Origin of the sequence: Flavobacterium sp. (assembly GCF_043778725.1) — a bacterium.
Taxonomy (GTDB): Bacteria; Bacteroidota; Bacteroidia; order Flavobacteriales; family Flavobacteriaceae; genus Flavobacterium.
Genome location: NZ_JAYWFT010000079.1, coordinates 1 through 12,752 on the forward strand (window position 1 = coordinate 1; position 12,752 = coordinate 12,752).

Sequence of the window (12,752 nt, forward strand, 5' to 3'; positions counted from 1 at the left end):
GAAATCAAATGATTGATGCTTGGCTGGCGCAACAAGGTCGTGATTTGCAAGGTTTCAACTCGGTAGATCGTCTTTGTTATATAGGAAAGCGCGGAATGGGTGCCTTAGAATTTGAACCCGAATCGCAACAACAGTTGCCGCCATCCAATAAATTAGAAATTCAAGAATTAGTAAAATTTGCTAGTTCTATTTTGGACGATAGAAATCATTTTCATACTAATCTTACTACCGAAAATGGCTATTCTGATATTTTGCTAGTTGGAAGTTCTGCTGGTGGAGCAAGGGCTAAAGCTATTATTGCTTACAATAAAATTACAGGCGAGGTTCGATCGGGACAAATTGATGGTTTAGAAGGTTTTGATTATTGGTTGATAAAATTTGATGGCGTTACCAACAGACAATTGGGTGATCCAAAAGGCTACGGAAATATTGAATATGCTTATCATTTAATGGCAAAAGCGGCAGGAATAGAAATGACCGAATGTGAGTTGAAAAAAGAGCACAATCGAGCACATTTTATGACCAAACGATTTGATAGAGTTGCTGGCGAAAAAATTCACATGCAAACTTTATGCGGTTTGGCGCATTTTGATTATAATGTTCCAGGCGCTTATTCCTATGAGCAAACGTTTCAGGTTATACGAGAACTACGTTTGCCGTATCGCGATAGTGAACAATTGTTTAAGCGAATGGTTTTTAATGTTATGGTAAGAAACCAAGACGATCATACTAAAAATATTTCTTTCTTAATGGATAAATCTGGAACTTGGTCATTGTCGCCAGCTTATGATGTGACTTTTGCCTATAATCCAACTAATTTTTGGTTAAAAACGCATCAAATGAGCATCAATGGAAAACGCGATAACGATACAATAACTATAGAAGATGTTTTAACGGTTGCTAAAAACAACAGCATCAAAAAGCCAAAACAACTTATAGATGATATAAGAAATGCGGTTTCAAACTGGAATAATTACGCAATTGCATCTGAAATAGAACCAAATCAAGCAACAGAAATACAAAGTTTATTTAATTTATTATTGTAGCTTTTTTGATTCGTTATTGATTTTAAACGATAATAATGTATCATTTATTATACAATTATTTTAACTCCAAAACATCGCTATCAAAAGAAACCCCATCCCATCCAAAGATTATAAAATTTCTAATATTTTGATGGTCATTTCCGTCAGGATTTTTTAAAACATCATCAAAATAATAATTCCCAAAAAGTACCAAAGTTTCATCTTTTTCTAAATTATTCATTTTGGTGAAAGCGAAAATTTTACAAGAACCATTATTTTCGTTTGCATCGTTATATTGATTTCCGTTTTTAAATGCAGTTGGTGTAAAATTATAATTTGAATCTATTACTGCAATTGTATCTTGAAACGAAATTGTTTGTGGATTTTGTTTGATTTTATTTATGAAATTTAAAACATCACTCATCTTCTTTTCTTTTTTCCTTTACCAAAATTTTCCCACCAACAACAGCCACAATTTCACCTTTAGGAGGTTTTGCTTCGTAATGTTTTAAAACTTCATCAGCTGTTCCGCGAATGGTTTCTTCATGAAGTTTAGATAATTCCCTAGAGATAGAAATTTGGCGTTCTGCTCCAAAATACTGCACAAATTCGGCTAAGGTTTTTACCAATTTATGTGGAGAAACATAGAAAATCATGGTTCGAGTTTCTTCTGCCAAAGTTAAATATCTTGTTTGTCTTCCTTTTTTTTCGGGTAAAAATCCTTCAAATATAAATCTATCGTTAGGCAAACCACTATTTACTAATGCTGGTACAAAAGCGGTTGCGCCAGGCAAACAATCTACTTCAATATTATTTTCAACACAAGCGCGCGTTAATAAAAATCCAGGATCTGAAATGGCTGGCGTTCCTGCATCAGAAATTAACGCAATCGTTTCGCCACCTTTTAATCGTGCAATCAAATTCTCAACGGTTTTGTGTTCGTTGTGCATGTGATGGCTGTGCATATGGGTGGAAATTTCGTAATGTTTTAGCAGTTTTCCACTGGTACGTGTGTCTTCTGCCAAAATTAAATCGGCTTCTTTCAGTACTCTAATGGCTCTAAAAGTCATGTCTTCAAGATTGCCAATTGGCGTAGGAACGATGTAAAGCTTTGACATTTAGTTGAATTTGTTGGCTACAATTTCTAAAAAACGTTCGGCATATTCTTCACTTCCAATCCAATTATTATAATCGGGTTTAATGATTTCTTCAATAAAATCTTTTGCTTCAATAGCAGAACTAAACGTATTCAGTTGCGAAATTACTCTATTAAAATCTTCATTACTGTCAGCAAAAAGGTGTTTTACAAAAGCAATTCTGTCATTCATTCCAATATTAATTGCTTTAGAATGTTGGTCATTTAACGAAAGTGGTTTGTCGTCAATAACGCTTTTCAGTGAAGCCGGAACAACAACATCATTTGGTTTTACAAAAACTGGTTCGGTATAATTGGCACCCAATAAATCTTCAAATGAAATTTGTTGAGCTTTAGTCTGAACTTGATTCAGACTCTCGACTACTTCTTTTTTTGGTTGCTCAACTACGACATCTTCAATTGGAGATTCGGCAGCCAATTCAAATATTGGTTCAAAATTTAAATCTCTTTTTTCATCAATAACTGGTTCTTCTTCGTCAGTTTCATCATCTTCAACTGTGATTTCTCCTACTATAATTGGTTCTTCAACTATTTCTTCTTGTTCCTCAATTTCTGCAACTGCTTCAACTTCGGCTTCTTCGTTTGTTGTTACAACTTCTGGTTCTTCTTGGGCAGTAACTTCTTCTTTTGGTTCTTCAACAATAATTGGTTCTTGAGTTGGTTCCGAAGTAACTTCAGCTGCAATTGGAGTTTTCTCTTCAAAAGAAACGGCAAGTTTTTCTTCTAAATCTTCTTTAGAAATTTCCGATTTTATGTTTTCATAATTGTCACCATAAAATTTTAAAACAGCCAATGTTTCATATAATTTTTTAGTTTCTAAATACAATTGATCTACTTCCGATTTGTTTTTTAGCTTTAAAACTCGGTGCGCAATGCTTATTAATTCGGCTTCCAATCTTTTTTTCATAACTTTTGAAATTATAATGTATAACGCTTATCTTTTTTAATAAATTTTTTCTTTTAGTTTTATTTTTGCCTAAGGAAAGAAAGAACCTTTAATAAATATTTTCTACATTTGAATCGAAGTAAATGTATAAAATATTTATGTCGGTTTGTCTCGATACAAAGTAATAAAAACAAATCCTTTTTTAAGGTCTAAAAATACAAAATGTTTCTCGAAAATACAGTAAATCATAAAGAACAATTTGGTTGGATTGAAGTAATTTGCGGTTCGATGTTTTCGGGAAAGACCGAAGAACTCATCCGAAGATTACGAAGAGCACAATTTGCCAAACAAAAAGTGGAGATTTTTAAACCTGCCATAGATACTCGTTACGACGAAGAAATGGTGGTGTCTCACAATAAAAACGAAATTCGTTCAACGCCTGTTCCTGCCGCTGCCAATATTAGAATTCTTGCGCAAGGATGTGATGTTGTTGGTATTGACGAAGCACAGTTTTTTGACGATGAAATTATTAGAGTATGTAACGATTTGGCCAATTCTGGAATTAGAGTAATAGTCGCCGGATTGGATATGGATTTTAAAGGAAATCCTTTCGGACCAATGCCTGCGCTTATGGCTACTGCCGAATATGTAACCAAAGTGCATGCCGTTTGTACCCGAACAGGAAATTTAGCACACTATAGTTTTAGAAAATCGGACAGTGATAATTTAGTTCTTCTTGGCGAAACTGAAGAATACGAACCATTGAGCCGCGCTGCATATTACAAAGCTATGCGAGAGAATATGGAAGTTAAGGATGCTGAGCATTTATCGAAAGAAAAAGAAAAGTAGTTTTTATGAAAAAACTATTTGTAATCCTTATAATTTTATTCATTTTTGGGTGTAATAAAAAAACTGAAATTAAATACAGAAAAACGTTTCATATTGATTTAGTTGAAAAAATTTCATTCAGAAGAAATTATTTTTATCCAGATTCTATTTCCAACAAAGAAAGGGATGAATTAGACAAAAGAAATCCAGATTTAATTGGAAATATTTCTAAAAAAAGCAACTATTATATTGGATTAAAAAAATTGAATTTATTTGATAAAAATGACCGAAGTTTATTAGAAAAAACTTGGAATAAGTTTATAGAAATTCAAGAGCAAAAAGGTGATATCATAATAGAAAATTTAAAATATCATTACAATATTAAAGAAAACAAAGATTATAGTTCTACCTATTACTTTTATCTAGCTGATAAAAGTAATAAAAACTTAATTTTAAAAAAATTTGATTTAGGGCATGTTTTTGAACGAGGTTTTTTGATAAAAGACCTTGATCAAGATGGAATAATTGAAGTAGTTTTATTTTATCATTGGTATATTGTAAATGGTGATAATTATGATATTGAGGTTTATACAATAAAAAATAAATAAATAAATAGTGTTATGGATGTAAGAGTTGTTATTAAAACCGATAAACAAACCATTATTGATGCTAAAAAATTAGCTGCGAGTAAAAAAATTAGTTTGTCTAAAATGTTTGAGTCTTATTTAAGAGATTTAGTAGATGGAAAAGTTGATTTAATTATTCATGGAAAATAATTAATAATCTTGACACTCTCCATAAGAAATATCATCCCAATCATTAAAGCCAAATTCCTTGGAATTAATGATATAGCAATTATCGACGCAGTTTCTATTGACAGTCGTTCGTTGCAAAATAGCGAAAGCACTTTATTTTTCGCTATTATTGGTCCAAACAATGACGGACATCACTATGTTACGCAACTTATAGAAAACGGAGTTGTGAATTTTGTGGTGAGTTATATTCCGTCCAATTTACAAGGAAAAGCCAATTTTTTAGTAGTTGAAAATACACTTCAAGCATTGCAAATTTTTGCTGCATCGTACCGAAGTGACTTCGATTTTCCAGTTATAGGAATCACAGGTAGCAACGGAAAAACCATCATTAAAGAATGGTTGAATTTCTTATTAAGTCCCGATTATAATATCATTCGTTCGCCCAAAAGTTACAATTCGCAAGTTGGTGTGCCGCTTTCGGTTTTAGGAATCAATGAAAAACACAATCTTGCCATTTTTGAAGCTGGAATTTCTACTACAAATGAAATGGCGAATCTTCAAAAAATCATTCAGCCAACTATCGGAATTTTATCGAATATTGGTTCGGCTCACGACGAAGGTTTTCACGATGCTGGAGAAAAAATAAAAGAAAAATTAAAGCTTTTCAGTTCAGTTGAAGTTTTAATTATGAATAAAAATAGAACAATCGAGGCATTTCTAAATCCAAAAATAAAAACGTTTACTTGGAGTTCTGAAGATGGGAAAGCCGATGTTTTTGTAATTGCCAAAGAAAGCTCCGACAGAACCGAATTCAAAATTACTTACGAGAAACTTTGTTTCAAAATAACAATTCCGTTCAATGATCAAGCTTCTATTGAAAATGCGATGCATTGTTTGATGGTTATGCTTTATTTTAAATACGATCACGATACAATTCAGCAACGAATTTCCTTGCTGTATCCAGTCGAAATGCGTTTGAAAGTCAAAAACGGAGTCAACAACACAACACTCATTGATGATAGTTATAGTTCTGATTTTCAGTCGTTAAAAATCGCATTAGATTTTCTAGAAAGTCAAAAACAATATAAAAAGAAAACCTTAATTCTCTCCGATATTTTTCAAAGCGGATTGGTAACCGATGAATTGTATTCGCAAGTTTCACATTTAATTGTTTCTAATAAAATCAATCGTGTTATTGCCATTGGAAAAACCATTTCTGGATTTAAAAATAAGTTTCCAAATTGTATTTCATTTGAAACTACTGAAAAATTTCTAGAAACAATTGACAAAATTCCGTTTGAAAATGAAACGATTCTTATAAAAGGTGCGCGTCATTTTCACTTTGAAGAATTAGTCGCCGCTTTAGAAGAAAAAACGCATGAAACGGTTTTAGAAATCAATTTGAACGCCATAAGTCATAATTTGAATTTCTATAAATCCAAACTAAATCCTGACCCGAGCCTTGGCGAATTGGCGAAGCAAACCAAATTGATGGTAATGGTGAAAGCTTTCGGATATGGAAATGGCGGATTTGAAGTCGCCAAATTACTTTCGCACCACAAAGTAGATTATCTCGGTGTGGCTTTCGCCGATGAAGGAATTTCGTTAAAAAATGCCGGAATCGATTTGCCAATTATGGTTTTGAATCCTGAAAACACAAGTTTTTCGGCTATAATTCAGCATCAATTAGAACCAGAGATTTATTCGATTAAAGGTTTGACGGCATTCTTAAAAATTGCCGAACAAAAGAAATTAAAAAACTTTCCTATTCATATTAAATTGGATACAGGAATGCACCGATTGGGATTTGAAGAAGAAAATATAGACGAATTAATTGCGAAACTCAAAGACAATAAAACCGTTGCCGTAAAAAGCATTTTGTCGCATTTGGCAACTAGCGACGACATAAAATTTATTGATTTCACGCTTTCACAAATTAAATTATTTGAAGAATTGTCATCCAAATTGATGTCAGAATTAGGTATAAATCCAATTCGACATATTTTAAATACATCTGGAATATCCAATTTTCAACAAGCCCAATACGATATGGTTCGTTTAGGAATCGGACTTTACGGAGTTTCTAACGATGATGAGGAACAAAAAGCATTAGAAAATGTAGGAACTTTAAAATCGATTGTTTCACAAATTCGAATTATCGAAGCAGGAGAAAGTGTAGGTTACGGAAGACGATTTATAGCTGAAAAACAAACAAAAATCGCTACAATTCCAATTGGTTATGCTGACGGAATTTCTAGACATTGGGGAAATGGAGTAGGTTATGTCGTTATAAAAAATAAAAAAGCACCGATAGTTGGAAGTGTTTGTATGGATATGTTAATGGTTGATATTTCAGATATTGACTGCAAAGAAGGAACTGAAGTAATTATTTTTGGAGAGAATCCAACTGTAACTTTTATGGCAAAACAACTAGGTACAATTCCGTATGAGATTATGACAAGTATTTCTCAACGTGTTAAGCGGATTTTTTATAGAGAGTAGTAATAATTCTACAAATTTTATAATAATATGTTAAAATTTTAACTAATTTTGTAAGGTTAACCAATAAACAAAAATAATTATGGGATTTTTTGCAGATTTTAAAGCGTCTTTAATGAAAGGCGATGTTTTGAGTTTAGCAACTGCGGTTGTTATAGGTGGTGCTTTTGGTAAGGTTGTTGCATCAGCAGTTGATGATATTATTATGCCAGTTGTTGGATTGATTACTGGAGGAATAGATTTTACACAAAAGTTTATTAGTTTAAATGGTAAAACTTATGCTAACTTAGTTGCTGCTAAAGCTGATGGAGCTGCAGTTATTACTTATGGAAATCTAGTGCAAGCCTTAATCAATTTTGTGATTATTTCATTGTTCATTTTCATCGTTTTAAGAGCTGCTGAAAAAGCTAAAAAGAAAGAAGAAGTTGCCGCGGCTGCACCAGCTGGACCATCTCAAGAAGAATTGCTTACGCAAATTAGAGATTTATTGAAAAAATAATAAACCGCTACATTATATATTCTAATTTATGCTGAACTAGTTTCAGTAGTAAACCGCTTCTTAATTGAGGCGGTTTTTCTTTTTTAAAACTTCAACATTCAAAATTCCTTGTTGAATATTCAAAATTTTCATTTTTAAAAGTATTTTCTAATTACTTTTGTATTTCAAAAATTTTATAAAAATCTAAATATAAGTATATGAAAGTTGCTGTTGTAGGCGCAACCGGTATGGTTGGCGAAGTGATGCTTCAAGTATTGGCGGAAAGAAATTTTCCTGTAACCGAATTAATTCCTGTAGCTTCTGAGAGATCAGTTGGTAAAGAAATTGAGTTTAAAGGCAAGAAGTATAAAGTAGTTGGCATGCAAACAGCTGTAGATATGAAAGCCGATATTGCTTTATTTTCTGCTGGCGGAGAAACATCTTTAGAATGGGCACCAAAATTTGCAGCAGCAGGAACAACAGTAATCGACAACTCATCGGCTTGGAGAATGGATCCAACTAAAAAATTAGTAGTTCCAGAAATCAATGGCAACATTTTAACTAAAGAAGATAAAATAATTCCAAATGCTAATTGTTCTACAATTCAATTGGTGATGGCATTGGCACCATTACATAAAAAATATAAAATTAAACGCGTCATTGTTTCTACCTATCAATCTATTACTGGAACTGGTGTAAAAGGTGTTCAACAACTTGAAAATGAATATGCCGGAATTCAAGGCGAAATGGCATACAAATATCCAATTCATAGAAATGCTATTCCTCATTGTGATAGTTTTGAAGAAAATGGATATACAAAGGAGGAAATGAAATTGGTTCGTGAAACCCAAAAAATCCTTGACGACAGAACTATTGCAGTAACGGCAACTGCTGTTCGTGTGCCTATTGTTGGCGGACATAGCGAAGCAGTTAATGTTGAATTCGCAAACGATTTTGATGTGAGTCAAGTTAGAGAAATTCTTCACAATACATCAGGAATTGTTGTTCAAGACAATTTAGATACTTTTACTTACCCAATGCCTTTGTATGCGCAAGGAAAAGATGATGTTTTTGTGGGAAGAATTCGTCGCGACGAAAGCCAACCAAATTCACTAAACATGTGGATTGTTGCTGATAATTTAAGAAAAGGTGCAGCTACAAATACTGTTCAAATCGCTGAATATTTAGTGGCTAATAAGTTGGTTTAATATTATATACATTTAGTTGTAAGTTGGGTTGGAAGTAACAGAAATTTGATAGAATCTGAATTAAATGAAAAAAAATCTAATACTTTTTTTGCTTTTTAACGTATACTTTATCTTTTCTCAAAACTCTGAAAATATTGATAAAATTAAACTCACCTATTCAATTGGAGGTTCATCTTGGGGTAAAAATGGAATTTACTCAAGAATTGAAATAATAGAATTAGCGAAAACTGAAAATGGTGATTTTAAAATATCAAATCAACTAAAAATTAATGAAAAGGTAGATGGTAAAGTTTTTTCAAAAGATTCAATAACAATAAATTCTTCAGATTTTAAAATCATCTTAAAGGATAAAATTAATTATCTTTTAGTTTCATTAAACACGAATAAAGAAAACTTTACTGAAGAATTTTTAAAGCAAAATTTCACAAAACCAAATAAAAATGAGGTTTTGAAAATTGCAAAAGAAATTGGATGTAAAAGTTATTTAAAAAACAATTATGATGAAAAAAGTGATACAGAAAAAAAATATTCTGAAATTAGAGAATTTAAATATTTTGATGAATATTTGAAACTTAATAAACCTATCACAAGCGAATTTTCATTAACAATGGACGGATGGAATATTTTAAGGATTATCACTTTTTCAAAAGAAGAAACAAAGTCATATAACTTAGATTTTTCAAAAAATTGTGGTCAACCGATTTCTATAAATCATATCGAAATAAACGAAAAGGAGAAAAAATTAAATATTTTAGACTACAAAACATCTTCAATAATAAACTTAAATGTAAATCTAATTTTATTAGAAATATTGCCTGAAAACACAAAACTATCAACTCAACTTAATTTGAATAAAATTCGAAATAATTATGTTAATTGGTTTTTAGAAAATAAAAGAAGTGAATTTAAATATTAAAAAAAAATCGACTAGCTAACCCACTTAAGGCAATATGTAGAATTCTAAAATAAAGATGGTTTATATTTGAATATAGTCATTGACCTATTGATTAGGTTTCCTTAACCTTTATATCGCTAAACGAACCAATAAAAACCATTTGAGTTTACAAATCTTAAAGTTTGTTAATTCAAATGGTTTTTCATTTCTAGTTGGTTACATTTGCATTGATGAAAAAAAAGAATCTTTTACTAAGTTTTTTATTTGGATTGACAGTTTTGCTAGCAATTGTCCTGCAATCTGTGCATTCATTCAATCACTTAGAAAAAGAACTTACTACTAAAAAATGTCATCACAAATACGCTAAAAACAAAACTCAATTCACGCACGCGCATCACAATTTAGACCATTGTTTTGTATGTGAATTTACTTTTAGCACTTCTTTAAAATCTGATTTTTTTACTTATACTTTCAAGAAAGTTGAAATTCCGGTTTCTTATTCTTATTTCTATTCTAAAGAAATAACGCAGTCGTTTCGAGGCAGTCTTTTTGCACTTCGAGCACCGCCAATTGTTGCTTAATTCTTATTTTTAAAATTAAACAATAATCTATTGTTTCTTGATGGACCTTAATTTTTTAATGGTTCAATATAGAAATTATTTAAATTTTTCTCAAAATGAAATCATTTTTAATTGCCCTATTCCTAGGGTTTTCAATACTTGCCAATGCGCAAAACAAAGTTGTTGGATCAATTTCTGACAAACAAAACAAGCCCATTTCTGGTGCTACTATAAGTATTCCTGAACTTCACAAAGAAGTAATTTCCGACGAAAAAGGAACCTATGTTTTTAATAATTTACCTTCTGGAAATTTCAAAATTGTAGTTTCCTTTATCGGATTTGAAACACAATCTAAGACTTTTTCTTCCAATCAAAAAGAGATAAAAATTGATGTTGTTTTAGAAGAAACTGTCCATCAAATGGATGAAGTTATTATTTCTACAGCATTCAATAAAGTGCAATCGCAAAACGTAATGAAAGTAGAACATCAATCAATGAAATCCTTACAACAAAAAGGAACGTCAACTTTAATTGAAGGTTTGGCAACAATTCCTGGAGTTTCGCAAGTTTCAACTGGAACTTCTATCGGAAAACCAGTAATCCGTGGATTAAGTGGCAATCGAGTTCTGGTTTATTCGCAAGGAGTTCGATTAGAAAACCAACAATTTGGAGAAGAACACGGACTAGGATTGAACGATGCCGGAATTGAAAGCGTTGAGGTTATAAAAGGTCCAGCATCATTGCTTTATGGTTCCGATGCTATTGGTGGTGTGTTGTATTTTAATCCTGAAAAATTTGCTGCACCAAATACTATTCATGGAAATTTTAGTCAAAAATTATTTTCTAATACCAACGGAAGTAATTCATCTATTGGAGTAAAGGCTTCTTCCGAAAATTTAAAATTTTTAGCTCGTGGAAGTTACAATACTCATGCCGATTATAAAATTCCAAACGGAAATCGAGTTACGAATACCCGTTATAATGAAACCGATTTTAAAACCGCTTTAGGATATTCTAATTCTAAATTTACTTCTACATTACGTTATAATTTCAATAAATTGGATTTGGGAATTCCTGAAAATGGTATCGCCGAGCAAACTTCAACCAAGAAAACAACCTTTCCAAAACAAGCAGTTTTTGCTACTATTTTGAGTTTGAACAATACTGTTTTCTTTAAAAATTCTAAACTTGATGCCGATTTGGGTTATATTTCTAACGATAGAAGTGAATTTGAAGACAGTGATCTTGCTAATTTGCATATGAAATTGAAAACGTACAATTACAACGTAAAATATTATTTGCCAAAATTTGGAAAATTTGAATCTATAATTGGAACGCAAGGAATGCATCAAACCAATGTGAATTCGGGTGAAGAATATTTAATTCCGGATGCAACAACTAACGATTTTGGAGTTTTTGGTACGATAAATTACGAATGGAATAAAAATGTGCTTCAAGCCGGAGTTCGATTTGACAATAGAAATGTAACTTCAATTGAACATGGAATTCTTGGTGATGAAGGCTATTTTCAAGCAATTGACAAGAAGTTTCAAAGTTTTAATTCGTCGTTGGGATTCAAAACCAATTTGAAAGAAAATATCATTTTCAGACTAAATTTAGCTTCTGGATTTAGAGCGCCAAATTTGGCAGAATTAACTTCTAATGGAGTTCATGAAGGAAGTAATCGTTATGAAATTGGGAATTCAAATTTAAAAAACGAACAAAATTTTCAGACCGATTTGAATTTAGAATATAGAAATCCGCATTTTGAAATTTTTGTAAACGGATTTTACAATCACATCAACAACTACATATTTATTGCGCCAAATGGAGTAATAACTAATGAATTTGATACTTATGATTATACGCAAGCCAATGCCAATTTATATGGAGGTGAAGCCGGAATACACTTTCATCCGCATCCGTTAGATTGGTTGCACATTACTAGTAGTTTTGAAAGTGTAACTGGAAAAAAGCAAAACGGAGATAATTTGCCATTAATTCCTGCAAACAAGTGGAATAATGCTTTAAAAACCGAATTCAAATCGACTAAATTCGTTAAAGATGGTTTTGCTGTTTTGAATGTTGAATATACTTTAGATCAAAATAATCCAAATCAATTTGAAACAAAATCCAATGATTATACCTTGATAAATTTAGGTTTTGGTGGAAAAATAACCTTTGGAAAAACAGCTTTTGATGTAAATTTGAATGCCAACAATTTATTTGACAAAACCTATATTTCGCATCTTTCAAGATTAAAAACAGACGGAATTCCTAATATTGGACGAAATATTGTTTTAGGGATTAATTTTACAATTTAATACAAAGAATTTATCTACAAGAAAGCATCTATTTATAGGTGCTTTTTTTATATGTTTAAAAAAATACCTTAACATTTGTTTATAGTTTAAAAAATTAATTATATTTTTACCATATTACTAATCAATAAAAGAAATGTT

The 12,752-nt window shown here is 31.4% G+C and carries 13 protein-coding genes; 10 read left to right on the forward strand and 3 right to left on the reverse strand.

What is annotated here, in order from left to right; genetic code table 11:
- A partial coding sequence (locus ACH2CG_RS06780; RefSeq protein WP_395063496.1) for a type II toxin-antitoxin system HipA family toxin occupies positions 1 to 1,046 on the forward strand: 1,046 nt, incomplete at its 5' end.
- 55 nt (positions 1,047 to 1,101) lie between these two features.
- Here ACH2CG_RS06780 and ACH2CG_RS06785 read toward each other — a convergent pair.
- From ACH2CG_RS06785 to ACH2CG_RS06795, 3 genes are read right to left on the reverse strand one after another with little or no spacing between them, the layout of a single operon-like run.
- The gene (locus ACH2CG_RS06785) at positions 1,102 to 1,449 is read right to left on the reverse strand and encodes a HopJ type III effector protein (protein WP_395063498.1); all 348 of its coding nucleotides are present in this window, start codon (positions 1,447 to 1,449) and stop codon (positions 1,102 to 1,104) included.
- Entirely contained in the window at positions 1,442 to 2,143 is a 702-nt protein-coding gene (gene rsmI, locus ACH2CG_RS06790; protein ID WP_395063500.1) for a 16S rRNA (cytidine(1402)-2'-O)-methyltransferase, read from the reverse strand. The genes ACH2CG_RS06785 and rsmI overlap by 8 nt, the downstream gene beginning before the upstream one ends.
- Entirely contained in the window at positions 2,144 to 3,088 is a 945-nt protein-coding gene (locus ACH2CG_RS06795; RefSeq protein WP_395063502.1) for a hypothetical protein, read from the reverse strand. It lies immediately after the preceding gene.
- Positions 3,089 to 3,289: 201 nt separating this feature from the next.
- Between ACH2CG_RS06795 and ACH2CG_RS06800 the strand changes: the two genes are divergently transcribed.
- The 9 genes from ACH2CG_RS06800 to ACH2CG_RS06840 all read left to right on the forward strand — a co-directional run bounded on the left by ACH2CG_RS06800 (position 3,290) and on the right by ACH2CG_RS06840 (position 12,614).
- On the forward strand, positions 3,290 to 3,916 hold the full coding sequence (locus ACH2CG_RS06800; RefSeq protein ID WP_395063504.1) for a thymidine kinase: 627 nt from the start codon (positions 3,290 to 3,292) through the stop codon (positions 3,914 to 3,916).
- 5 nt (positions 3,917 to 3,921) lie between these two features.
- A complete protein-coding gene (locus ACH2CG_RS06805) occupies positions 3,922 to 4,503 on the forward strand; it encodes a hypothetical protein (protein WP_395063506.1) in 582 nt (193 codons plus the stop codon).
- Positions 4,504 to 4,515: 12 nt separating this feature from the next.
- Positions 4,516 to 4,671 carry a DUF6364 family protein gene (locus tag ACH2CG_RS06810; protein ID WP_395063508.1) on the forward strand — a complete coding sequence of 52 codons (156 nt, stop codon included), beginning with the start codon at positions 4,516 to 4,518 and terminating at the stop codon, positions 4,669 to 4,671.
- A gap of 9 nt (positions 4,672 to 4,680) precedes the next feature.
- The gene (locus ACH2CG_RS06815; RefSeq protein ID WP_395063510.1) at positions 4,681 to 7,152 is read left to right on the forward strand and encodes a bifunctional UDP-N-acetylmuramoyl-tripeptide:D-alanyl-D-alanine ligase/alanine racemase; all 2,472 of its coding nucleotides are present in this window, start codon (positions 4,681 to 4,683) and stop codon (positions 7,150 to 7,152) included.
- Between the two features lie 79 nt (positions 7,153 to 7,231).
- The gene (gene mscL, locus ACH2CG_RS06820; protein ID WP_395063512.1) at positions 7,232 to 7,648 is read left to right on the forward strand and encodes a large conductance mechanosensitive channel protein MscL; all 417 of its coding nucleotides are present in this window, start codon (positions 7,232 to 7,234) and stop codon (positions 7,646 to 7,648) included.
- 197 nt (positions 7,649 to 7,845) lie between these two features.
- Positions 7,846 to 8,835, forward strand: coding sequence for an aspartate-semialdehyde dehydrogenase (locus ACH2CG_RS06825; protein WP_395063514.1), 990 nt, complete (start codon positions 7,846 to 7,848; stop codon positions 8,833 to 8,835).
- Positions 8,836 to 8,899: 64 nt separating this feature from the next.
- A complete protein-coding gene (locus tag ACH2CG_RS06830; RefSeq protein WP_395063516.1) occupies positions 8,900 to 9,751 on the forward strand; it encodes a hypothetical protein in 852 nt (283 codons plus the stop codon).
- A gap of 209 nt (positions 9,752 to 9,960) precedes the next feature.
- A complete protein-coding gene (locus ACH2CG_RS06835; protein ID WP_395063518.1) occupies positions 9,961 to 10,311 on the forward strand; it encodes a hypothetical protein in 351 nt (116 codons plus the stop codon).
- Between the two features lie 95 nt (positions 10,312 to 10,406).
- Positions 10,407 to 12,614: a TonB-dependent receptor domain-containing protein gene (locus ACH2CG_RS06840; protein ID WP_395063520.1), complete on the forward strand. Its 2,208-nt coding sequence runs from the start codon at positions 10,407 to 10,409 to the stop codon at positions 12,612 to 12,614.
- Positions 12,615 to 12,752 lie beyond the last annotated feature (138 nt).